The organism is Leptospira kmetyi serovar Malaysia str. Bejo-Iso9 (assembly GCF_000243735.2).
GTDB lineage: Bacteria > Spirochaetota > Leptospiria > Leptospirales > Leptospiraceae > Leptospira > Leptospira kmetyi.
Window position 1 is genome coordinate 259,489 of sequence record NZ_AHMP02000001.1, and the last position, 23,171, is coordinate 282,659.

The 23,171-nt window shown below is 44.2% G+C and carries 19 protein-coding genes; 8 read left to right on the forward strand and 11 right to left on the reverse strand.

From position 1 onward, the window contains the following. Positions 1-152: 152 nt before the first annotated feature. The 5 genes from LEP1GSC052_RS01245 (at position 153) to LEP1GSC052_RS01265 (ending at position 6,755) form a co-directional block, all read left to right on the forward strand. Positions 153-1,301 carry a helix-turn-helix domain-containing protein gene (locus LEP1GSC052_RS01245; RefSeq protein ID WP_010572318.1) on the forward strand — a complete coding sequence of 383 codons (1,149 nt, stop codon included), beginning with the start codon at positions 153-155 and terminating at the stop codon, positions 1,299-1,301. Between the two features lie 345 nt (positions 1,302-1,646). Next, entirely contained in the window at positions 1,647-3,731 is a 2,085-nt protein-coding gene (locus LEP1GSC052_RS01250; protein ID WP_020985375.1) for a putative Ig domain-containing protein, read from the forward strand. Positions 3,732-3,756: 25 nt separating this feature from the next. Continuing rightward, on the forward strand, positions 3,757-4,272 hold the full coding sequence (locus LEP1GSC052_RS01255; RefSeq protein ID WP_010572316.1) for an Lcl C-terminal domain-containing protein: 516 nt from the start codon (positions 3,757-3,759) through the stop codon (positions 4,270-4,272). Positions 4,273-4,829: 557 nt separating this feature from the next. After that, positions 4,830-5,948, forward strand: coding sequence for a helix-turn-helix domain-containing protein (locus tag LEP1GSC052_RS01260; protein ID WP_010572315.1), 1,119 nt, complete (start codon positions 4,830-4,832; stop codon positions 5,946-5,948). 108 nt (positions 5,949-6,056) lie between these two features. Next, positions 6,057-6,755 carry a TetR/AcrR family transcriptional regulator gene (locus LEP1GSC052_RS01265; protein ID WP_010572314.1) on the forward strand — a complete coding sequence of 233 codons (699 nt, stop codon included), beginning with the start codon at positions 6,057-6,059 and terminating at the stop codon, positions 6,753-6,755. Between the two features lie 717 nt (positions 6,756-7,472). Here the strand turns inward: LEP1GSC052_RS01265 and LEP1GSC052_RS01275 are convergent. The 6 genes from LEP1GSC052_RS01275 to LEP1GSC052_RS01310 form a co-directional block, all read right to left on the reverse strand. Further along, the gene (locus LEP1GSC052_RS01275) at positions 7,473-7,874 is read right to left on the reverse strand and encodes a hypothetical protein (protein ID WP_010572312.1); all 402 of its coding nucleotides are present in this window, start codon (positions 7,872-7,874) and stop codon (positions 7,473-7,475) included. Between the two features lie 124 nt (positions 7,875-7,998). Continuing rightward, positions 7,999-9,717: an EAL domain-containing protein gene (locus LEP1GSC052_RS01280; RefSeq protein WP_010572311.1), complete on the reverse strand. Its 1,719-nt coding sequence runs from the start codon at positions 9,715-9,717 to the stop codon at positions 7,999-8,001. Positions 9,718-10,032: 315 nt separating this feature from the next. Next, positions 10,033-11,658 (reverse strand): sensor domain-containing diguanylate cyclase, encoded by a 1,626-nt coding sequence (locus LEP1GSC052_RS01290; RefSeq protein WP_010572310.1) that lies wholly within the window; start codon positions 11,656-11,658, stop codon positions 10,033-10,035. Positions 11,659-12,025: 367 nt separating this feature from the next. Next, positions 12,026-13,600 carry a sensor domain-containing diguanylate cyclase gene (locus tag LEP1GSC052_RS01295; protein WP_010572309.1) on the reverse strand — a complete coding sequence of 525 codons (1,575 nt, stop codon included), beginning with the start codon at positions 13,598-13,600 and terminating at the stop codon, positions 12,026-12,028. A 586-nt stretch (positions 13,601-14,186) separates the two neighbouring features. After that, positions 14,187-14,927, reverse strand: a complete 741-nt coding sequence (locus tag LEP1GSC052_RS01305; RefSeq protein WP_040912695.1) for a FecR family protein — start codon at positions 14,925-14,927, stop codon at positions 14,187-14,189. Between the two features lie 95 nt (positions 14,928-15,022). Then, on the reverse strand, positions 15,023-16,129 hold the full coding sequence (locus LEP1GSC052_RS01310; protein ID WP_020985364.1) for a helix-turn-helix domain-containing protein: 1,107 nt from the start codon (positions 16,127-16,129) through the stop codon (positions 15,023-15,025). Positions 16,130-16,270: 141 nt separating this feature from the next. Here LEP1GSC052_RS01310 and LEP1GSC052_RS01315 point away from each other — a divergent pair, with 141 nt between their 5' ends. Continuing rightward, a complete protein-coding gene (locus LEP1GSC052_RS01315) occupies positions 16,271-18,034 on the forward strand; it encodes a C45 family peptidase (RefSeq protein WP_051185340.1) in 1,764 nt (587 codons plus the stop codon). Between the two features lie 14 nt (positions 18,035-18,048). After that, positions 18,049-18,432 (forward strand): nuclear transport factor 2 family protein, encoded by a 384-nt coding sequence (locus LEP1GSC052_RS01320; protein WP_020985499.1) that lies wholly within the window; start codon positions 18,049-18,051, stop codon positions 18,430-18,432. A gap of 4 nt (positions 18,433-18,436) precedes the next feature. Here the strand turns inward: LEP1GSC052_RS01320 and LEP1GSC052_RS01325 are convergent, their stop codons facing one another. After that, on the reverse strand, positions 18,437-19,141 hold the full coding sequence (locus LEP1GSC052_RS01325) for a Crp/Fnr family transcriptional regulator (RefSeq protein WP_040912698.1): 705 nt from the start codon (positions 19,139-19,141) through the stop codon (positions 18,437-18,439). 143 nt (positions 19,142-19,284) lie between these two features. Here LEP1GSC052_RS01325 and LEP1GSC052_RS01330 point away from each other — a divergent pair, with 143 nt between their 5' ends. Next, the gene (locus LEP1GSC052_RS01330) at positions 19,285-20,292 is read left to right on the forward strand and encodes an MBL fold metallo-hydrolase (RefSeq protein WP_010572301.1); all 1,008 of its coding nucleotides are present in this window, start codon (positions 19,285-19,287) and stop codon (positions 20,290-20,292) included. On the opposite strand, the gene LEP1GSC052_RS01335 is transcribed toward LEP1GSC052_RS01330, so the two are convergent. The 4 genes from LEP1GSC052_RS01335 to LEP1GSC052_RS01355 form a co-directional block, all read right to left on the reverse strand. Then, a complete protein-coding gene (locus LEP1GSC052_RS01335; RefSeq protein WP_010572300.1) occupies positions 20,289-21,566 on the reverse strand; it encodes an RNA polymerase sigma factor in 1,278 nt (425 codons plus the stop codon). The genes LEP1GSC052_RS01330 and LEP1GSC052_RS01335 overlap by 4 nt on opposite strands. Positions 21,567-21,635: 69 nt before the next feature. Then, the gene (locus LEP1GSC052_RS01340) at positions 21,636-21,974 is read right to left on the reverse strand and encodes a YciI family protein (RefSeq protein ID WP_010572299.1); all 339 of its coding nucleotides are present in this window, start codon (positions 21,972-21,974) and stop codon (positions 21,636-21,638) included. A gap of 19 nt (positions 21,975-21,993) precedes the next feature. Further along, positions 21,994-22,389 carry a DoxX family protein gene (locus tag LEP1GSC052_RS01345; RefSeq protein ID WP_010572298.1) on the reverse strand — a complete coding sequence of 132 codons (396 nt, stop codon included), beginning with the start codon at positions 22,387-22,389 and terminating at the stop codon, positions 21,994-21,996. Between the two features lie 227 nt (positions 22,390-22,616). Next, a complete protein-coding gene (locus LEP1GSC052_RS01355; RefSeq protein ID WP_010572296.1) occupies positions 22,617-23,027 on the reverse strand; it encodes a hypothetical protein in 411 nt (136 codons plus the stop codon). Positions 23,028-23,171: the final 144 nt, after the last annotated feature.

Here is a 23,171-nt window from a genome sequence, read left to right on the forward strand (position 1 = left end):
AAATTATATTTGCCGATGACCTCTCGAGAATTTGGAGGTTATAATAAAAATGAACGGAAATAAGGCAACGTTTGAAACCTTATTTTCGCAGAAATTCCATAAACTCGACTTCAAAGTTTATAAAACTCCTCTAATGGAAGGAAACAATTCGAATGTTCAATTCAAATCTACTCGCTGATATTCTTCTTCATACGCTCTTTTCGGAAACAAATTTATTCTACGTGCACGCCGCCGGGGTCGGAACGGGAATCGTAATGGCGATCGCCAAACTTTATTCCGGAAAACGGGACGAGTTCAGCAAATCCTACGGAACGATTCTTCTCAGCGTAAGCGTTTTCTTGATGGCAAACAACCGAGTGATCTTTCCGCAGGAAACGGACCCGAGACTCACGCAAGATCCGGTGTTTTTAGGAATTTATTTCGGATTGGTTCTTTACGCTTCGTCCGCGGTTTTGATCTGCACGATGTTCATTCTGGATCGTCTTCAAAATCCTTGGCAGTATTGTAAAAAGATTCTCGCGATCATTCCGATTGCGATGATCGCTTCGTTTGCGATTCCCGGAACGATTTACATTTGTATCTGTGATTCCATCGCGATTTTGATTACGCTTTATACCACGGCTTGGTCGATTCGCGAAATTCTGTCTTCGAAAGGAGAAAGAGTTTTTTTCAATTTTCCGTTTATTACCGCGATGATCACCGTTTCTTTGATTTTGGATCTGATCGGAACACTCAAGAACTCCACGAGAATGCTTCTATTTTCCGAGCTGATTCCCGGAATCATGATCGCGTACATCACGTTGATCGAACGATTCTACCCCGTTCTTTTCAGCCGGGCGTACGGGGGAGAATCCGCCAAAACCTTAATGGACAGCCAGGCGTTTTTGGATTCTCCCGTGGATGCGCTCATCGAGTCCGAGGGTTTGACCGAATCCGGAAGAAACATTCTAGAAGGAGTGGAATTGGAAAAGATCGAGGAAAGAATCAATTCCTTTCTGCAAGTTCGGGGTTATGCGGACGAAGAGCTTCGTTTGCCGGATTTCGCCTCGTATTTGGGACTTTCCACGCACCAAGCCTCGTATTATCTCAACAAACATATGTCGATGAAGTTTGCAGACTTCCTCAATATGAACCGAATCGAAGACGTTAAGCGAAACCTCCGCAATAAATCGCATATGAATCTTTTGCAAATCGCCTTAGAATGCGGGTTTAACTCGGCTTCTTCCTTTCACCGCGCTTGCGTAAAATTTACAGGAAAATCTCCGAGAGAATTTAGAAAGTTGATCAATTCTCAAAGCTGAGTAACGTGTCTCCGTTTAGGATGGGGTTCTTGAAGCACTTATGCCAAATAAAATCCATCAATTTATAACACGGGCAGAATTGAATCCGATTTTAAGATAAGGTTCTTATTAGAGAGAAAGACAGTGGTTGGATACTTCGTCGTAGAACGCAAAAACGACGAGTGAAATTGAAAACGATCTCAAAGCGATGTTCGACGGGCTTTGTATCTTCGGAGAAAAATTCTAAATTTGGAATTCTTTGTCGGACGTTCTTGCGTATTTTCAGAAATTCAACCGCGCGCCTTTGCTTTTTCGAATCGTTGATTGAGTTCGTATCTTTTTGAGGCAAACGACGTGAGGAATTTTATGAAACCAGAAAAATACCGATTCAGCAAATCGAAAGAATTGACTGAAGTCGTTCTAGTTTCGTTTTCAAAACCGCTTCCGCGAACGATTCGTCGTAGTTTCATTTCCATTCTTCGCTTTTTTGTTTTTATTTCTTTTACAGGTTGTATCGGAAACGGAAATCATTCTTGGGGTTTTAAGGGAATCTTCGGTCCGATGAATCTCTTTCAAACTTCCAATGCGCCTCTGTTTCTCAATTATTCTTCGAGTCCTTATGTTCTGACCAAGGACATTCCGGTTGCGACGATTCAACCGACAACAAGCGGTTCCATCGATCAATGTTCGTCCAGTCCCGCGCTTCCGACCGGGCTTTCTTTGGATTCTGAAACCTGCGAAATCTCGGGAACGCCTACGGTCAACCAGCCCGCGACCAGCTATACGATTACGGCTTCCAACGCGTCGGAAACTAAGAACAGTTCGATTTTGATCACGGTGAATATGAATCCGCCGGCCGCCTTAAACTTTGCGGCGAGTCCGTTTACGTTTACGGTGAATTCGGCTCTTACGACTATCCATCCGACTTACACGGGCACGATTACAAGTTGTACTTCCAACATCGCGTTGCCGACGGGACTTTTTTTGGGAGGCTCCGATTGTTCTTTATATGGAACTCCTTCGCTGATACAAGCCGCTTCGAATTACACGATCACGGCATCCAATCCGTTTGGAAATACGAGCACGACGATTTCGATCGCAGTCAATGCGGCTCCGCCTGCGGCCTTGAATTATGCGGGAACTCCTTTTGTTTTGACCCAAAACGCGACGATTGGCACGGTCACTCCTACTTACACGGGAACCGTAACCGCTTGCAATTCGGACATTGCTTTACCTGCGGGCCTTTCTCTCGACTCGGTTTGTCAAATCACGGGAACGCCGAACACGATTCAAGCGGCGACGGATTATACGATTACGGCGAGTAACGCCTATGGAAACACCAGTTCTACGATTCGAATTACGGTCAATCTCGCTCCACCTTCGGCTTTGAATTACGCCGCGAGCCCTTTTATTCTTACGGAGAATTCTACGATCACTCTCACTCCAACGGTAACAGGAACCGTCACGAGTTGTACGTCGGACATTTCTCTTCCGACCGGACTTTCCATCAACGCGACCACGTGCGCGATTTCGGGAACGCCGAACGGAACTCAAACCGCGACAAACTATACGATCACGGCGAGCAACGCCTATGGAAGTACTACAAACACGATTTCGATTGCGGTCAACGCGGCGGCGCCTTCAGGACTTACCTATTCACCGACAACCTTGGTTTTTTACAAGGGTGTGAATTCTTCCATTGCACCGACGGTCACTGGAACCGTTACAAGTTGTTCCTCGGGTTCCACTCTTCCCAACGGACTTTCCATCAACACAACCACTTGTGCGATCTCAGGAACTCCTACAAATTTTCAAGCCGGAACGAATTATACGATCACCGCGAGTAATTCTTCGGGAAGCACAAACGCTTCGATCGGAATTCTCATCTACGGCAATCCTCCGATCAAAACGATGCAGAGCACTTGTTGGAACACCGCGGGAACCTTGGACGCGGGTTGCACCGCGGCGACTTCGGACGGTCAAGACGGTAAACTGCAAAAAGGAGTGAATCCGAGTTTCACAAACCAAACCGTAAACGGAAACGAATATATCGTAATCGATAACAACACCGGTTTGATTTGGACGACTTGTCACTTCAACAAGGCGAACGCGGATTGTTCGGGTGGCACCACCGCTTATTACAATTTAACGGGCGCGATCAACGCCTGTCTCGCGCTAAACGCGGGAGCGGGTTATGCTAATCGAACGAACTGGAGATTGCCGAAAATTTCCGAAATCGAAACCTTAGTCAATTTCAACGCGGCGACTTCTCCGAGAGCGTTTACCACCGCGTTTCCCGGAACCTCGGGCGGTTACTACTATTGGAGTTCCACCGTTTATTTACCGGATACGACCAAGTCCCTGGTTTTATACTTTTCCGACGGAGGAACCACTTGGACCGACAGCGCCCCCGTAGGCGCACTGGCTCGTTGTGTTTCTCCGGGGCCTTAAAAAGAATGCACAGGAGTTCCTTGTTATGATCTCGATCCGCACATTCAATCAACGGAAGAATTTTCATTCTTTCATATTTTATAATTTTCTAATGTTATTTTTAGTCTTGGCGGTTCCCGCAATCAGCGCCGCTCCCTTTGTGGACAACGGAGACGGAACCGTAACCGACATAGGCAACTCGCTTATTTGGCAAAAATGTACCAATAACCTTTCCGGAGCCGATTGCACGTTGGGAGGAACCACTCAGTTAAATTGGAGCGACGCTCTCACCTATTGCAACGGTCTCAACTTAGCGGGAAGAGTCTGGAGATTGCCGAACATCACGGAACTTCGAACGATCGTAGATCATTCCTTCGGAGTTTCTCCCGTGATAGACAGCACAACGTTCCCCGCTACCGCGACACAATACTATTGGAGTTCGACGACGTATGTGCTTGCAACGTCGCAAGCTTGGTCGATCAACTTTCAATCCGGATTTACGGCCGGAACCAACGGAAAGAATTACGTTTTGTTTGTTCGTTGTGTTACTTCGCCTCCTTGAAAAAGAATTTAGAATGCTTGTCGTTTTAGAACAATTTTAAACTGAACTCAAATTTATTAGATTCTTATCCCAAACACAAGGCCGATCCGACGAAATTCAGTAACACTCACCTCTTGTCGCATTAAAAAGTCGAAAAACCATACGATTAAAATGCCGATCTGGCATGAAGTAAACTATTTGTCAATTTTTTAGTTTACTTAAACACCCTTTTTCAAGAGATGGCTATTAGAGTCACTCCTTAAGGACGGTTTCTCAAACGAAACAACCAAAGGAGATGAATCGAGTTATAAAGAATCGATGGAACACAATGTCATCTTGTCGCATTAGCAAAACCGATATTACGCACATCATCGGGCTTATGAATCGGGATGATTCATTTCGAAATCGATTTGCAAATTATATATTTCATTTTGTTCAAAACTCGAAAAGACGATTTGAAACCGCTCTCATTCAAATGAAAAAGAAAAACAACGTAAAAAAAGGAAGGGACCGAATCGGAGGTTCCCGATTTGAAAATATAAAATTCGAATCCAACAAATTTAGAGAGCTAGTCGTTTATGAATACACTCATTCAAAATTTTTTAGTCCGTTTCAACGTTTCGAAAATCCGATCGAACTTCGAAAACAGCGCGTCCTATAAATCAAAGATACAAAAACTGATCGAAAAAAACGTCTTTTCCGCGTTCGTTCTGTTCTTCGGTTTATATTTAGCGATTTGGAATATTACGGTTCCTGAAATCACTGGAATCGGAGATTTGCCCAGACTGAAACTACTCTCTCTCATTTCCGCATCCGCTGTTTATTCCTGTCTATTGTTAAGACTTGTCGTACATACGATTCTCGGGTTATCGGTCAGCTGTAGATCCATTCTCAGGAGCGCGGCAATATCGATCGGAATCTCCTTTGCGTTTCTCATGTATTTCGAAGGTTCTCTTCAAATGGTAATCACCGGAGAATTATTGTGCCTCACGATCTGCGGGTTTACAACCTTGGAAACCGGTTGTCTGATCCGTTTTCGCAAACTCAAAAAGGAATATTATTATCTTTTGCCGATTCTGATCGGAGTGGAGATCGCGATCGTCGGGGATCTTCTCGGAATTACGTTTTACAATTCATACTGGAACAGTATTTCATACTATACTTATATACTTTGTATATTCGTTCTTTATCTGATCAAAAGAAGAATGAAGATCCAAAATGGAAACGGCCCGTTCACATTCGCATCGGAGACGACGAATCGAATCCAAGTTCCGAACGCAATTGAAGGTCAAACGTCGATGACCGCAACTCTCGAAACGAACGAAATCCGCCTCGAAGAAAAAAATCTGCTCAAAGAAGACGACTTAAAACGCGCCGAAGAAAGAATCGAGGGATTTATCCGCGAGAAACTATATGCGGACGAGAGCATTCGACTGATCGATCTTTCCGCGTATTTGGGAATCAGCTTACACCAGGCTTCTTTTTATCTGAACAATCACAAGAACATCGGCTTTTCCGACTTCATCAATCAAAACCGGATGAACGACGCGCATAGACTGCTCGTGGAAAAACAGAATATGAATTTGTTGGACATCGCCTTCGAATGCGGATTCAATTCTTATACTTCCTTTCACAGAGCGTGTAAAAAATGGACCGGAAATTCGCCCAAAGGACTTAGAAAAAAAGCGCTTCTATAATAAGTCCTTTGAGAAAACCCTGTTTAAGATTCGGGCTAAAAACCGGAGAATCGTTTAGATTCGACGTCCAATCCTAGTAGCGGAGAGGACGAGCGGAATCCTCTGAATATGATCGAAAGAATTCTTGAAAAAACGTTACACTTGTTTCTTTCATCCGGTTTTGCTAAAACGAACACGGATGAAATTGCCAGGAACATAGGGATCAGCAAACGAACCCTCTATCGTTATTACGACGCCAAGGATAAACTGATCGACGCCGTATTCGCCTTTCTGCGCGAGAAGGTAACGAAACAACACGAAGCGATTCTCAAAGATTCTTCCAAAAGTCCGAGCCAGAAACTCCGAGAAATTCTACTGATCATCGCCGAACTCGGCGCGAGAATGGGAAAGTCCTTCGCTAAAGACATCCAAAACGTGCGCCCCGATCTCTATGCGACGATGAGCGCTTATCGAAGACAAAGAATCGGACGATTGGCCGATATCGTCAAAGAGGGCCAAGCAACGGGAGAATTTAGAAAGGAAATCGACGCCGAACTGACAATCGACGTACTGATTGCGGCCTTGGACGGAATCATCAATCCGACTTATCTTCTTGAATCCACGTTTTCCGTTTCGACCGCGTTTGAAACCGTCTTCAATCTGTTCTTACAGGGAATCGAAAGCGGAAAATCGAATCTGCTCGAGGTAAAAAAGACGATCCCCGACTTCGGATCGAATTCGGATTCTCCCCTTTTGTTGTTTCAAATTTTAAACTTCGACGATCTTACGATCGATTCGACCGATTTCGCGGAACTGCCAAAGCGCTAAAGATAAAAAAAAATCTACCTGGCTAATGAATGCAAACTAGCCAAATAGATTCAGTGCTTTGTTTATGGAGATATAGGAGCTAAATCGATCGTTCGGCATTTTTTAAAGCGAAACGTCTATGTTTATGAGTATATTAGAATTTTCTTTTTAAATCTCCCCTATTTATAAACTGAATTCAAGAATGCAAGAATGCGATTTATACGGGATTTAGTTCGAAAAAACTCGGCCACAAAAAAATAAATTTCTTCCTAAGCGCTTCATTCTTTTTACAAATGAAGACGGAAAACGATCTGTGAAATGATCATTTCATTTTTCTTTTGTTAAACGACAAAGTGAATCATAAAAAGAAGAATGTCCGGAACGGTTCCAGCGCGCGTTTGATCTGGAAACGATCTAAAAAGTCGAAAGAAGAACGGAGAAATGGAAGAGCAAGATCCTAACGCGCGAAAAATCCAAAAAACGTACTCTTACACAGAGAATCAAAGCGGCACGAAGGTTTGTGAAATGGAAACGAAAAGAAAGAAGATCGACGAGGTGAGCGAAAGTGATTCTAAAATTATCTATCTGGCTCGTTATTTCGAACGGAACCAGATAGATGAGTGCAATAGAGTGAGTTCCCTTCTACAAGAATTATAATAACTTATATCCGAAGAGTTATCTCTTCAATATATAAGATGAATAAAATAAAATTGAAACTCTATCCATTCTTACCAAAAATTAAAGACCGAATTCTTGAATCAAAGAATCCAACTCCAAGGCTCTTTTGAGATCGTCAAAGCTCGTCACGGGATCCACTTCTTTGAGCTTATTGTAATTCATTACCCAATTGTAAACCTTCGAATCTTCGGTCATGATAAAATACCGATTGAATTTTTCCGAAATCGTATGCAGAATTCCCGTAAAGGCGCGTATAAATTCCGAATTGAGATTGGCGACTCTTCGAATGTCCAAGACCAACATTCCTTCCATTTCGTAAAAAATGGAACTCAACTTGGCGGGCATTCCCTTTAAGGTTTCGTGATTGACCACGCCCTTAAATTCTATCACTAAAAGTTTATAATGGATCGAATTGACCCGCATTTCCTTCGATTCGTATTCAACAGTTATGGTCTGATTCATTGCAACTCCCGAAACATGAACGATTCTTTGCCTTGACCCGAGCAAAAAGAATCTCTTTGTGTTATAGGAAGTGTAACAAATTACTTAGCAAAAAGCTTTTCAGCTTATAGCCTGAAGAAAAGAATCATACAAGATCCAAAATAGAATCGTTAAAGACAATCTCCTCCGCCGGTTCCATCAGATAATATCCCTGTGAGTAGTCGATGTTAAGCGACATCACTGCCGCCAATTCTTCTTCGTTCGATACGAATTCCGCGACCACTTGAGCGCCGATCGTATGGGCCATTTCCGTAATCGCGGAAGCCAATCGATACGAGGTTTGATTTTCGTGAATTCCACGGATGAACTTTCCGTCGATCTTGATGAAATTCGGTTGGATCTCGATCAACCTTTCGAAGTTGGATTGCTCCACTCCAAAGTCGTCGATCGCGATCTTACAACCGATTTCCTTGAGCTCCTGAAGAGAACGAGTCGAATTGGAAGATCCGTTCCAACGATCATTCTCCAGAATTTCAAAAATCACACGATCGGAAGAAATTCCGTAATAAAGAAGCCGATTCATCACCCAAAGCGGAAAGCCTTTCTTTTCCAGATCCGATTCGCTGATATTGATGGAGAAAGAATAGTCCGGATGTTTGGAAAAATAACGAAACGTTTTTTCGACCATCAAAGGCGTGAGAAGACGAATCAATCCCGTGGACTTGGCGATCGGTATAAAAACGCCGGGATTGTAGATCTGTGTTCCTTCGAGGATTCTCGCCAAACATTCGTATTTCGTAATTTTCTTAAGTTTGTTATCGTAGATGCCTTGAAAGTATGGAACGATGTTGCCCGCAAAAAGAGCCTCGTTGAATTTTTTTCCCAACTTGAGGTTCGCATAAATCCGATCCACCTTATTGGTCGTTTCCGAATAGGAAACGTATTCCACGGAAGAATCGTTGCTCGCGGTCATCATCGCCAATCTCGCCTTGTCGTAGACGTCCGATTGATCCGAGGAAACTCCGATGGAAATTTTGATCTGAAAAGAGATCCCGTCTACTTCGATACATTCGGAGCGCAGAAAAATCCGAAAGGCGCTCAGCAAAGAATGGAACTTATCCTCGTCGATCTTCGTAAGCACGGCGACCATATTGTCGTATATATGAAAGATTTCTCCGCTATGACCCACGAAAGAATGGAGCAAGGATAGGAATTCGCTTAACATTTTGCGGTATGTTTCGATTCCGAAATTCTCCGCGATCGATCCGAACGATTCGATTCTCATCAAAGCCATACTCGAAGATTCTTCGTCCACCAATCTACGATCGATTCTTCGTTTTAAATTTTCGAAGTTCGGAAACAAGGTTTCCCGGTTGAATAGATACGTTTCCTCCAACTTGGAACTGAGTTCGACCACCTTGCAGTTTTGAAAATACGCCTTTACCGCTTCGGTGATCGTAAGAATCAAATCCTCTCGATCCCAAGGTTTGGCAAGATATCGATAGAGATTCGCGTTGTTCAGCGCGTTGCCCAAGGCTTGCGCGGACGCGTAACCAGTGAGCATCACTTTATACGTCTGCGGATATTTTTGATGGATTTGAACCAGAAGTTCGTCTCCGTTGATTCCCCGTAAGAGTTGATCGCAGATGACCAAAGGTACGTCGATCCGAGCTTGTTTATAATGTTCTAATATTTTGAGGGCGATTTCTCCGCTTTCCGCGACTTCGATTTCGTATTTATTCCCGAACGCCGCTTCGATTGCATACTTGACGCTCGCGAGAATCACGATCTCGTCGTCGATCACCAAAATTACGGGTCTGCTATTCAAATTTGAATTTTGCACTTTCTGATGTTTTTCCGTCATTTTTCATTCATCTATAGTTTTGATTTTGTTCCGTTTCGATCCGACTTCCCGTTTCGAAGTAAAACACGAGAATGGTCTTTCGGAAAACTCTTCCCTCGGCCTACGATTTGTCGGAACCGATTTCGCATTTTATACGAAGAGGAAGTTTCAATCAACTAACATTGATTTTAAGATCTCTTTTTTAAATCCGAGATCCAAAAGAGCAGGAAGGATTTTTAATTTGGTGCTTTAAACAAAGGAGATGAATTCAGATTTAATTCTCTGCGGAGTTATAACCTGAAGTGATCGTTGGATCGAAACGAATTGAATGTGCATTCAATATTTATAATATGATTCATTTTTGAATTCCGCAGGAGCAAACGACTTCGGATCAAAAACACAAACCCGATTTCTTCCATCGGACTTCGCTCGATACAGGGCTTGATCCGCGTGGGCAAAGGCTTCTTCCAGATTTTGTTTTCCTTGGGAAATTCCTATGCTTAAGGTCACGGAATTTCCGTCTTCGAGGTGAACCTGATTCTCCACTTCCTTGCGGAGATTCTCCGCGATATGTTCGGAATCTTTCTGAGTCGCTCCGAATAGGAAAACGGCGAATTCTTCCCCGCCCCAACGACAAACCGCGTCGCTTTGACGAATGGAATGACTGAGAACCTGCGCGACCTTCACCAGGGTTTTGTCCCCGGTCTCGTGTCCGAACTTGTCGTTGACCTGTTTGAAATGGTCGATGTCGATCATCAAAATCGTCCAATCCTTTCCGTGTCGAGCTCCGATCGCGAGCGACTTCTGAGTCAATTTTAAGAATCCTCTTCGATTCCAGATTCCGGTCAAAGGATCCGTATGAATCAATGTGGAAACCTGATTCATGGAAGATCTGAGTTTGATATAAAGAATCAAAACGACGGAAAACGTAAACACGAGCGCCCAAAAGGGAAGTAGATTCTTTATGATATAAATGATATATTCCAATATTTGAATCTCGTGTACGAGCCAGATCTCGCCGCTCTTGATCTCGAATCCGATCCAAAAACTTCCCTGATCCACGAAAAAAGATCCTTTGGACGAGATCACCGCGGACGCGACGGACGGAGAAAGTCTATCGTTCAGATTGAAGGCGCCCGGTTTTGCGGCGATCTTTCCGTTTTCGTCGATCAACATACTTTCTCCGATACAATCTCCGCTTTCCAAAATTCTCCGCATCGCATCGAGACCGATGTCGATCGAAGCGACTCCGATAAACCTTCCTTTTACAAAAACGGGTTCGGATACGGTGATCATCAATCCCTTGCCCGCAAGATCCTCGTATAAATCGGTGATGATTTGTCTACCGGTCGGGTTCGCGTCCGGATTGGCTTGCGTCCAAAACGGACCCGTGTACAGTTCTTCCGTGAAATAATAATTTTCGTCTTTGAACTTGGGAGTGATGTAGAGAAACTTTTGTTTCGAAAGATAATAGGCCCATACGACCTCGCTTTGTTTTTCGGTCAAGGATTCGAACTGACCTCTTAAACTCAGAGCGGCTTCCATTTCCTTCAGAAGAGAAGCGTTGATCTGAGAGATCGAACCGACCGCGGTAAGAGTTCCCGCGTCCGCTCCTTCGATGTGTTCGCGGCTGATATGAGGAATTCCGAATCGATTGAGGTTCGGATAACCTTTGAGTTCCTTCAAAAGATTCATGTTGGTCGGAGCGTCTTCGTTGAACGTCAAGTAATCGCTGATCGACAAACCGAGCGCTCTCGTTTGCGAACCGACTCTGCGTATATAATCGTTCATGACTCGGGCTCTCATGCCTACGATACGATCGATTTCCCGTTCCATTCTTAAATTTTCATAGACAAGAAAGAAAAACATCAAAACGAGAATGGCTCCCAAAAGGGAGAATATGATTCTTTTTTTGATTCTTACGTTTTCAACTTGTACGCCAATATGAGTTTTCGACTGCAATGAATTCACCTCGAAACGGAATCGCTAGGACTTGTTTAAGGGAATCATGATACGATTCGATTGAAAAAGAAATCTAAATTCTTTTGGATGCATTCTCAAAATAAAATATGAGAAGTATCTCCATAAAATGCGTAGAATGTGAATCTTTTAGTGTACGGATTGAAGCAAGAAGAAAGAAAAGAAACTATATTTGACAAATTCAAGATCTTTCGCTTATCAAAAGATTCAGATTATATGATGTTTTGCTCATATTTAAGAAAGCGTATACTTGTCGCATAACAAAATGAATTTTAAAAAATCCGATTCGTATCTGCGCAGTTCTGTTTCGTTCCGAGTTTAAATAATTTCAGTTTATAATTAGAAAAGATTAGGTAAGAATATCTTCACCGATATCGAATACACAGACTCGATTTCTTCCCAACGTTTTTGCTTGATACAAGGCTTGGTCCGCGTGTGTGAATGCGCCTTCCAAACTGCTTCTTCCGCCACGACCTTCGGAAATTCCTATGCTCAACGTAACCGATTTTCCGTCTTCCAAGAGAACCTTATTCTCCACTTCCTTACGAAGATGTTCTGCGATGTTGATCGAATCTTCCGGATTGGCTCCGAATAAAAACACGGCGAATTCTTCCCCGCCCCAACGACAGACCGCGTCGGTTTGACGAATGCAAGTGCCGAGTATTTGCGCCACCTTTACTAAGATTCTATCCCCCGCGTCGTGACCGAACTGATCATTGACTTGTTTAAAGTGATCGATGTCGATCATCAAAACCGTCCAGGTTTGTCCGTGACGATTGCTGATCGCAAGAGATCTTTGGGTAAGTTTAAAAAAGCCGCGTCGGTTTGCGATTCCGGTCAACGGATCGGTGTGGATCAACTTGGAAACGTGTTCCATAGAAGCCCTTAACTTGATATAAAGAATGAGCACGATTCCGAGCGCGCATACAAGTCCCCAAAACGGAAGAAGATTGGTGATGATCGAAGCTACGAATTGGATCGCGGAGATTCTATGCACCAAACGAATCTCGTCCTTTTTGATTTCGAATACGATCCAGTAGTAACCTCCTTGTAAAAAGAATCGCTCCGAAGGGCCGTTCGGAACCGCAAGAACGGAATCGTTTAGGTCCATCGGAGGAGCCTTTGCGATCACTTTGCGATTTTCGTCCACGAGATTGCTTTCTCCGATACAAACGCCCACGCTCAAAATTCTCCGCAACGCTTCCAAACCGATGTCGATCGATGCGACTCCGATAAACTTATCCCGATAATACACGGGTTCGGATACGGTAATCATCAAACCCTGCCCGCCTATATCGTCGTAGAGTTCCGTAATGATCTGTTTGCGATCCGGGTTTTTTTCCGGACTTGCATCCACCCAAAACGGTCTTTTGTAAAGACCTTCGTTAAACACGTCCCGATACACTTTCGATTTGGGAGCCACATACAAAAATTTCTGAGCGGAAAGATAATAAGCCCATACGACCTCGCTTTGTTTTTCCACGAGCGTATCGAACTGTCCGCTCAAACTCAAAGCCGCCTCGACCTCTCTCAAGTAAAACGGAGTGATCTGCGTAGAATAAAGCGGAGGCGTGGAGGATTCCGCAGGAGAAGTTTCCTTTTTTTTGGAATTCTGATTCGCGATTCCGAACAACTTCAGACTTGAATAATTTCTAAATTTTCTTAGGACCGTAGCGCTCGGCACGGAGTCCTCGTAATAGATCATCGAATCGGCGATGGATAAACCCAAGGCCCTGGTCTGATTGCTGACTCTGCGAATATAATCCTGAGCGATCTTCGATCTCATCCAAACGACACGATGAATTTCACTCTGCATCTTTTGCGCTTCGTATACAAACGTGCCTATGATTAAAATCGGTATGATCGCCAACACCGTGAGAATGGTTCTTCTTTGTATCCTTACTTCGTTCTGATATACGTTCATCGGGTCTGACTTGCCTTTATCCGAGTGCAGAATTGTACAGAATTTGATTCCACGCAATTGTTTATTGTTTTCTAATGCGATACAATTATACGTTTCTATATTTTGATAATTTTTAGAATCAACCCGTTTAGACAGGAAGAGCCAAGATGATAAATTGAAGATTTTAAGAATTGCTTTTGATCCTCAAGGAGTAACGAGATCGGGAGACAAAGAGTGTGTTATCTGTTTACTAAAAAAGAAGAAAAAGACCGAAAACCACTTAGAAAGATTTCATTTCAAAAACTTGAAACGCAATTTAGACATAAATTCTCATCTTCTAAACCCTCGGAACGGTTGGAAATTTTTTACAAAATCAAATTATAAAAAGAATAATAAAATCAAAGAATCTAACGTCGATTTGTTGATTCTACGGGCGTAAACGTTTCGGACCGAGAAGAAAATCCCCAAGGATCGGAGAATCTGCGAGAACCGCTCGATCCGGGTTTTCCGGGTTTGGAATTTCATCGAATTCCATTCTTTCCAAAAACGCCGAAAACCGAATTCTACGATCGGCTCGACGTTTTTAGAATATTCTATTTTTTGAATGTTATGGAGAAGCGAGTTTCTTTTGTGCCAAAGCGAAGATCACTTGAAATTGTTCCGGCGTCATTTTGTTTTGCGAGCCCACAGGAGAATTTTCGATTTCGCTGTGATTGTGAACGTAAGGAACATTCGATTTTTGTAAATCGTCCGGAGTGATATAAATCGTCTTATCCCCTTTCGTAACCGCGAGATAATCGGATTCGTTGATCTTTTTGGCGTGGCTCTGGACGTTCTCCAGTTCCACCTTCCCCTCACAATGGCAGATAAAGGTCATATCCCCGTAAACCGAAGTATAAAACTTGGTTCCGCGCACGCCCGCCGTGTTGGTCGGTGTGTGAAGACTCATCTTTTCGCCCTTGAGAAGTTTGTTCGTTAGGATCCAAGAACTTCCTTTGTTTTGATAGAATGATTTTTCATCGGGTTCTTCCTTTACTTGAAAACGGGAATCGGATTGGATTTCGATCACGTAAGAATTCTCCCCAAAAGAAAGGGAAGCCACCGACTTCGGTCCGGTTACGATCGTATCTCCGTTTTGAATCGTTTGAGAAACGTTTGCCTTGATTTGCTGATCCCCTCTTTCCACAATAACGTCGCCTTTGACAAAGGTAATCGCACCTTTCGTAGAATCGGTTTTGTTTTTGCCGCAATCATAAACGGATACGACCGCACAAACGACCAGGATCACCGCCGATATTCTTTTCATAAATTCTCCACTATCCTTTTTGGACTTCGAATCGAACTCCATACAATGCGCTTGGATTGCGAAAAGGCAAACGAAATATTTCGTCTTTGATTTGCGAAAAAAAGAATCCATTCCCGAATTATAGAAACGTCGACGTTCTATTCGGATGCGGAATGATTTTTACGATAGAGCGCGGGTGAAAACCCGGTGACTTTTGCGAACTGAGAATTGAACGCAGACTTGGAATTGAATCCGACTTCGTATCCGATATCCAAAACTCCCTTGTTCGGTTCGGAGATCAATCGTTTGCAGGCTTCTTGAACCCGATAGTGATTTACCAATTCGTAAAAGCTCATCTTCTGAACCTCGTTGAGATAACGCGAGGTTTGATGCAGACTTAATCCCAATCCGGCGGCGAGATCCACCAAACGAAGTTCCCCGTCCCGGTAGAAAGCCTGTTTTTCCATGATGTCCTTCAGTCTGAGATTGGCCCTTTCGATCTCTTCGTTTAACAAAATCGTGTTTTGGTATTTCGAATTTCGGATCGCGACCGTCATCTCGTTGAAAAATCCGGGATGATTCTCCTTCAATACGAACATCAACAAAATCACGAGGACGATACAAGACGCGCCGCTTTTGAAAAGAATCTCGTTTTTGATAAAAAACGCCGAACCGATCAGAATGTTCGCGAGAACCGGAAGCAAAAGAACGGCCCATACGAGTTTTAATTCGTAGATTTCGTATTTCCGGGAGATATGCAGATACACCCTCAAACAAAGAATGGAATATGAGGAAACTTGAATACACGCGATCAACGTGGCCGCGTGAATTCTATCCCATCGAAACGTGGAAGCGCTTTGTAGGATCGATTCCCGTAGAACGTTCGGCTCCTGCAAAAAATAGATCATTTCGAAAACGAAAAAGAATACGGAAGGAACAAAATGAAACCAATATTCGGAAATGATTTCCCGAAAGCCGGTCGTTTCCTCGGAAATTCTTTGCAGATACGATTTTACGTAAACGTATACGAGCGGACCGACCAAGGTGATCGAAGTGAACAACAGAAAAAACGAATACGGAATCTCCGCGAAACCGGGTTCAAAATACCAAGCGTATCGAAGAAGAATACTTCCGGTGATACAAAGAATCACGACGAGGGTCGCGTTGATTCGAGTTTTTTTGATCGATTCCAGGAACGAATAGAAGAACGCGTTGGCCGCGCCGAAATAGATCCAGTACGTAAGGCTTGCATTCAAAAATTCCATCTCGTTTTCAACTCCGTCTTTCACGTTCCTTCTTACGTTCGGATGAATCCGTCCGAACTTTAAGTCCTATCCGATCGGATCGAGCGGCCCGACCGATCGGGCGGGTCGACTTGGGTTTCGTTTCGGTTTATTCTTTCCCGTATGAAACGTCAAACACATCCACTTGCGATATTACAATTGAAAGGAACCCAAGAAGAAATGGGACGTCAATTCGGAGAGATCATGAAGACCATCGGTCAATTCGATCCGGTCTTCGATTTTTATCCGGTGATGGCCCGCAACTTACTTTTGGGAAGTCTTCCAAGGAATCGACGCAACTTTCTTGCAAAAGGATTCTTATCCATGTATCTCAAATTCTCTCAGAATCAAATGAGAAAACACAGACCCGATGAATTTTCTAAACGGACAATCGCCGCTCTTGATGCCGCCGGTAAAACGTCCAAGATCGAAAGGGATCTTTTTACGATGGACGCGTTTCAAAACTCGGTCGGTCTCTTGGGTTTGATTCAAATGTTACCCGAGCTCGCGCATTTCGGAGAACCAGGCAAAGCTCAACTGATCCCCGCTTGCACAAGCGCCGCGGTCTGGGGAAATCAAAGCGAAGACGGAATGTTATACCACGCCCGCAACTTCGACTTTCCCGGCGTGGACGTTTGGGATCTAAGACCCGTAGTCGTTTTCTGTACGCCGAATCAAGGTCTTCGTTACGGTTATATCGCCTGCAGAGGAGCGGACGCGCCCGGAATCACCGCGTTTAACGAAGCGGGTTTGACGTTATCGTTTCATACCCGTTTTCACAAAAGAATCGGATCCAAAGGTTTGGGGGTGATCGACTTCGGGCACAAAATTATTTCCGAAGCGCATAACATCGCTCAGGCGGTCGAGATCGCGCAAAAACACAAGATCAACTCGACTTGGGGCGCGATCGTTACGAGTTGCAACGAAAAAGGTTCGAAAGCCGCGGTCATCGAAACCAATTTCGGAGACGTGGACGTGACGTATTCTCAACCGGGCGGAGAATCTTTCGTAAACACGAATCACTATTTCAGTCCGCGTCTTCAAAACGGAGAAATTCTCGCCTCCCCCGTTTTTTACAATCACAGCTTGGGAAGATACAAACGTGCGCAACAGATTCTCGCCGAAAAAAGATCCAAGGGAACGAGCGTAAAGGATCTGCAGGATTTGTTAAACGACACGATCGATCCGAGTAGCGGAGAATCCAGACTTATGGGTTCCACGATTCGTCAAATCACTTCCGTAAAATCCGTTGTGATGAGCCCCGAAGCCGGTAAATTATTTGTTTCCATCGGAGCGGCGCCGACCGGAGGCGGACCCTATGTGGAAATTCCGATTTCTTGGGAAAAAACCCCGGGTTATAAGATCGTAGGCTCGGACGAAATTTCAGAATCGAAAAAGAAAAACAAAAACAAAAACGTAAATGAAAAGGAAAAAACTGCGATATCCGAAACGGCGATCGAATATTATAAAAACGCGATGCTTATCAACGACGATCCGAAACTGGGAGGTATAAACGAAATCTTTTCCGAGTTGGACAAAGCGAAAAAAATTTCCGCAATGGACCCTTCGATCTCGTTTTTACAGGCGATTCTAAAATTGGAAACGGGAGAATGGAAAGAAGCGATCCGTCTTTTGGAAGAATCGGCTTCGCTGGAATCCGGTTTGTTTCGAAAAAATCAGGCGCATCTCTGGCTCGCTCGAACTCATTCCGCGATCGGAATGAAAAAGTCGGCCGATCATTATTATCAAAAAGTTACGAACGGACCGAACACCACGGACGGGCTTGTTTGGAAACAAAAGGCGTATTCGGATAACGGTTCTTATTCGAAACGTAAGTTAAAACAGGTTTCGCCTAACTTTTTACTGGTGGACGTAAACGAACTCTAAATCACAATCAGCGTATGGATCTAAAAGAAGCCGAAGATTTTTGCATACGCTGGTTGTCTTCTTGGACGGGAAATCAACCGGACCGTTTGATTCGATTTTACGACGACGAAGCGTTCTATTCCGACCCGACCGCACGAAAAGGATTTCAAGGTAAGAATAAAATTCTTTCCTATTTTAAGATTCTGCTTCGCAATAATCCGAACTGGATTTGGACGCACGAAGAAATCATACCGAACGAAAAAGGTTTCGTTTTAAAGTGGAAGGCCAAAATTCCCGTCAAAGAAAACGAAATCGTCGAATACGGGATGGATATCGTGGAAGTCGAAAACGAAAAGATCGTGCGTAACGAGGTCTATTTCGACACGAGAAAGTTAATGGAGAATATTCGTAATTCTTGATATTCTAATTCGATTCCTCCGAGAACGCAAGGAGAGCGCTCGGATTCAAAATCGCGATTCCTTTTTTGGAACTTTCTACGAGACCTTCTTTTTTCAAACTTCTGAGTTCCCGGACGATCACTTCGCGGACGGTTCCGATCGAATCCGCGAGTTCCTGTTGCGATAACTTTACGGATAAATACGGAGGAGTTTCGCTACTCACCGCGTTTAAAAGAAGATGACGCGCCAATCTCTGACGAACTCCCGTAAACGCGATCCCGTATACTTCCCGCAAAGCCGCGTACACTCTTTTGGCGCATTCTTCCGCGAAAGCCCATGCGAGCTCGGGCGATTTTTTTCCGAAGTATTTGAGGTCGTCGAAAGAAACGGCCAGCACTTCCGAATCGCTCAAGGCCTGGACGAAGGTTTCCTCGGGTTCTCCGAATTTCGTTCCCACCGCGAGCGCACCCACGATCCCCATCATTTCTCCCTGTTTCGCATAACGCACCGTGGTTTGTCTTCCCGAAGGGGAAAAAAGATACATCCTGAAAATTCCGGATAACACCAAGGCAGCATAACGTGTTTCGTTTGGAGCGTTTTGCTGGATCATCTGTCCTTCGGAGAACTTGACGATTTGTCCCTTTTCCAAAAGAGGCCAATACGATTCTTTTTTTAAAGGGAAGAATATGCTGAGCTCCACCGCCCTCGCGATTTCGTCCGTCAGTTTCATTCCGCCTCCCGAAGAATCCGATCCGAATTTTTTTAATCCGAACTGGAACAAAAGTTCCAGGAGATTCGGATCATGCAAGGTATGCTAAGGCGAATTCGTACCGAGTCAAGAGATTCAGCGCGAATCGGAGGTCACAACAGCTTATGAAAATTCTCAAATACAGCGTTCGGTTTTTATCGATCGTTTCGGTTTTGTCCGCATTCGGATGTTTTTTAGGAGCCCCTTTAAAAAAAGGGGCCAACCCCTGGAATCAAAACCGGCCCCGGGAAATAAGTTTTTCCAGTTGGGAAGAAGTTTTTTCCAAACCGAGCAAACTCGAAGTTAAGGCGCTTTTAACCGGACACGTTCTTACGGGTCCTTCCATTCTGATCGATTCCAAAAATCCAAAAACGCCCGAGGATCAAAAGATCGAACAATGGGTTCCCGCTCTGAGTTATTTGGTTCGTCATCCGGTTCACGGAAATTTTTTGATGGATTCGGGAGTTCCTTCCGTGGACGAAAAAGGGAATTGCGATTTCAGTCTGATCGGTCCGTTGTTCAACGTTCCTTGTCGCTCCGAAAGGGGATTCGATTCAGCAAGTCAGTTGAGTAAATTAAACATTCGGAATGAAGATTTGAAATTCGTTCTGATCTCTCATCTGCACTGGGATCATATCGGAGGAATGGAAGCCCTTAGATCGAGAGGACCGATCCGAGTTTTGATTTCCGAAGAGGAAGCCGAAGACGCTAGCAAGGCGTTTTCCATTTTACACGGATACGCTCCCCGCGCGCTATCGGTCGATTTCGATCTTTCCGTTTTACCGAAGGATAAGTTCAAAGAAATGCCTATATTAGGAAAAGTTTATGATCTTTTCGGAGACGGTTCGGTTTGGATCGTCGCGGCCCACGGTCATACGGAAGGAGAACTGGCCGTTTTGTTAAACGAAGTCTCCGGTCCGATGTTGTTTACGTTCGATTCCTCCCATTTGAAAGCGGGTTTTGAAAACGAAATCGCTCCGGGCGCGACCGTAAACAAGGATAAAAGCGTCGATATCATCCGGAGAATGCGTTCTTTCGCCGCGACCTATCCCAAAGTAAAAGTGATCTACGGACACGAACCGACTCAGTGGAGCGATAAACGGATCGTATCGTTGAGCGGAAACAAACCTTAAGATTTCGATTCGGACCGTCGAGGGGACCCGTTTCCCCTCAATTTTTCGATCTTCTCCTCGATTCCCTTTTTTTCCGTTCGAGTTTTTGCGAGAGAATGAGCTTTACGAAAATGGAATATGGATTTTTCAGGATTTTTCTTTTTATAAAGTTCCGCGAGCAATAAAAAGTAAAAATGATTGTCTTCGAGTTTTAAATTCTCCGCTTCTTTTAATGCGACATTCTCCCCTTTGACCTTATACAACGCGAAAATTCTGTTTAAGGCCACGCTCGGCGAATAATTGATTTTCAAAAGCCGATCGTATGACTGAAGAATTTCCTCCCATTTTTCCTCCGAATCCTCTTTGATACAATGCCAATACGCGATCCGCGCCTCCCAGTGATAGGAACTGATTTCGTTTCCCTTCGCCGAAAGAGCGAGATAACGTATTCCTTGTCCTATGAGTTCCCGATCCCAGAGCTCTTCGTTTTGATCTTCGTAAAGGACGAAAGAATCTTCCTCCGTTCTACGCGCTTCGAACCGGGAAGCGTGAAAACACATAAGAGCGACTAACGCGTTTGTTTTAGGACGATTCGTTTTCGGATTTTCGGAAAGCATCAAAGCCAAACGCAAAGCCTCCAGACAAAAATCCTTTCTCAAAATTTGATTTTGAGTTTTGGAATAATATCCTTCGTTGAACAGAAGATAGACGATGTGCAACACGTTGTCCAATCTGGTTTCGATCTCCGCTTCGGGAGGAAGTTCCATACTTACGTTTTCGCTTCTCAGTTTTTCTTTGGCTCTGAAAAGACGTTTGTTGATCGTTTCCTTATTGGATAAAAACGCTTCCGCGATCTCGTCGATTCCGAAACCGCAAAGAATCCGCAACGCCAAACCGATCTGAGCCTCGCTCGCAATCGCGGGATTACAAACCGCGAAGAGCATTTTCAACTGACTGTCTTGAATGTTGCGCGGAGAAAAATCCGGTTCGGAGTCCGAGGATCGGCTTTCGATTCTTTCGTTTCTCGAAACGAGTTCGGGTATGATTTTTTTAGCGAGAATTTTGTTTCTTCGAAAATGATGCAGCGTTTTTTGTTTCGCGACCACGTAGAGCCACGCGGTCGGATTTTTCGGAACACCTTTGATTCCCCAGTTTTCGGCCGCGACTAAAAACGTTTCGCTGACGATGTCTTCGGCGGTTTCGATATGTTCCAATCCGAATTTGTTGCTGATCACCGCGACCATCTTCGAAAATTCCCTTTGAAACAGATGTTTTAGATCGTATTCTTCTTCCATAAAATTGGATCGGATCGAAGAAAACGGAATATCGTTCTCGTCGAAAACAATATTCCGTTTTTTGAATGTTTATCCGATGACCTGTCTGACTTCCACGCTTCCGCCCGCGTCCAACGCCGGACATCCGTGAGCGAGCGTAATCGCTTCGTCCAAACTTTCCGCTTTGACCACGATAAAACTTCCGAGTCGTTCCCTGATTTCGACGAAGGGACCGTCCGTGATCACCCCGCCCGATTTCAAAACCTTGCCTTCGGTCGCAAGTCTCGGACCGTTGTCCGCGAACTTTCCCTGCGCTACGATTCCGCTCACCCAGTCCTGCCACTTTTTGGAAAGCGCCTGCATCTCATTCGGACTCGCGTTCGTATAATCGTAACTCGGTTGTCTGAATAATAGTAAAAAGTCTTTCATAAAATTCTCCTTCGAACTTTCACATCCATCCCGTTTTCCATTGTCTGTATGAGATCAACACCAAACAAAGAATTACGATCGGCGTAAGAATATCTCCGATTCCCGCTCCCGCAAACGTATGAGAAGCCGCGGCTCCGATTAAGTTGAAGCTGTATCCCGCATACGCCCATTCTTTGAGAGTTGAGAATCGATTCTGTAAGAAGGTGATCCCGCCGAGTATTTTAGCAATTCCTAAAATTTTCAGCACATACGCGGGATAACCCAATGCAGTAACGCCGTCCACGACGCCTTTGAATCCGACCGTATACAAAACTCCCGCGATGATCATAGTGATCGCAAAGAACAACGTGATGGTCCAATAGATCCATCTTGCGGTTCGAATCCACTTTTCTTTTTTATCGATTGCGGTCGTCATATTCTTCCCATCCTTTGAGTGAAACTCTTTTGATTCTTCATTTGATTTCTCCTTCAGATTCGAATCGTTTTTCGAATCACATTCAAATGAGGATCGGGGTTTGCGAAATTGGACATCGGGTGAGAATTTTTTTAAGAAAAAACCGTTTTCGAAACGGCTTTTTTCCGGACCGGGATCGGCCTCGTATCGCGTAACAAAGCCTTTTTTCGAATTTTGTTAAGCGAATTCTATTTTTTCGACGCGAGTTTGCCCGCGATAAAGCCCATGGGAAGATAAGCCCCAACGATATCCACGACGGCGAACCAGATCGGAGAAGGAAGCATCATCACGTTCGCGATTCCTCCCGCAAGAAACAAAACTCCGATTACCATCGCGTAAATCGCCTTATGATTCGCGCTGATCAGAGCCGCAACATACGCTCCTACGAAAGTTCCGAACGCGTGTGCGACAAAGGGGAGAATAAAATGTTTCGGTTGAAAAAGATGCATAGAGGCTTTGAGACCTTCCATCGTGGTTACGTCGGCGCCGTCCGGCGGAGGAATGATGGAACCGCTCACCGTAATGATTCCCATGTTGACCGCGCTTCCGAGTACGGCCCCTGCGATCAACGCGAGAATATTTTTAAGAATTGGATTCATATACTTACCGCCTAAGTTCCGTTCTATCTTGGGTGAAAGAGTTTTCTTTTCCCGAGAATATTGTAAATCAATAAATAATTCCGAATCGACTCGGTAAAAATAAGAAGACGAAATGATTCGATCCGAATTTTATGTTTTCCACAA

Excerpts from the sequence above, each read along its gene's own strand:
- LEP1GSC052_RS01245 (WP_010572318.1), top strand. The coding sequence starts at position 153 with ATGTTCAATTCAAATCTACTCGCTGATATTCTTCTTCATACGCTCTTT.
- LEP1GSC052_RS01250 (WP_020985375.1), top strand. The coding sequence starts at position 1,647 with ATGAAACCAGAAAAATACCGATTCAGCAAATCGAAAGAATTGACTGAA.
- LEP1GSC052_RS01255 (WP_010572316.1), top strand. The coding sequence starts at position 3,757 with ATGATCTCGATCCGCACATTCAATCAACGGAAGAATTTTCATTCTTTC.
- LEP1GSC052_RS01260 (WP_010572315.1), top strand. The coding sequence starts at position 4,830 with ATGAATACACTCATTCAAAATTTTTTAGTCCGTTTCAACGTTTCGAAA.
- LEP1GSC052_RS01265 (WP_010572314.1), top strand. The coding sequence starts at position 6,057 with ATGATCGAAAGAATTCTTGAAAAAACGTTACACTTGTTTCTTTCATCC.
- LEP1GSC052_RS01275 (WP_010572312.1), bottom strand. The coding sequence starts at position 7,874 with ATGAATCAGACCATAACTGTTGAATACGAATCGAAGGAAATGCGGGTC.
- LEP1GSC052_RS01280 (WP_010572311.1), bottom strand. The coding sequence starts at position 9,717 with ATGACGGAAAAACATCAGAAAGTGCAAAATTCAAATTTGAATAGCAGA.
- LEP1GSC052_RS01295 (WP_010572309.1), bottom strand. The coding sequence starts at position 13,600 with ATGAACGTATATCAGAACGAAGTAAGGATACAAAGAAGAACCATTCTC.
- LEP1GSC052_RS01305 (WP_040912695.1), bottom strand. The coding sequence starts at position 14,927 with ATGGAGTTCGATTCGAAGTCCAAAAAGGATAGTGGAGAATTTATGAAA.
- LEP1GSC052_RS01310 (WP_020985364.1), bottom strand. The coding sequence starts at position 16,129 with ATGGAATTTTTGAATGCAAGCCTTACGTACTGGATCTATTTCGGCGCG.
- LEP1GSC052_RS01315 (WP_051185340.1), top strand. The coding sequence starts at position 16,271 with ATGAAACGTCAAACACATCCACTTGCGATATTACAATTGAAAGGAACC.
- LEP1GSC052_RS01320 (WP_020985499.1), top strand. The coding sequence starts at position 18,049 with ATGGATCTAAAAGAAGCCGAAGATTTTTGCATACGCTGGTTGTCTTCT.
- LEP1GSC052_RS01325 (WP_040912698.1), bottom strand. The coding sequence starts at position 19,141 with ATGAAACTGACGGACGAAATCGCGAGGGCGGTGGAGCTCAGCATATTC.
- LEP1GSC052_RS01330 (WP_010572301.1), top strand. The coding sequence starts at position 19,285 with ATGAAAATTCTCAAATACAGCGTTCGGTTTTTATCGATCGTTTCGGTT.
- LEP1GSC052_RS01335 (WP_010572300.1), bottom strand. The coding sequence starts at position 21,566 with ATGGAAGAAGAATACGATCTAAAACATCTGTTTCAAAGGGAATTTTCG.
- LEP1GSC052_RS01340 (WP_010572299.1), bottom strand. The coding sequence starts at position 21,974 with ATGAAAGACTTTTTACTATTATTCAGACAACCGAGTTACGATTATACG.
- LEP1GSC052_RS01345 (WP_010572298.1), bottom strand. The coding sequence starts at position 22,389 with ATGACGACCGCAATCGATAAAAAAGAAAAGTGGATTCGAACCGCAAGA.
- LEP1GSC052_RS01355 (WP_010572296.1), bottom strand. The coding sequence starts at position 23,027 with ATGAATCCAATTCTTAAAAATATTCTCGCGTTGATCGCAGGGGCCGTA.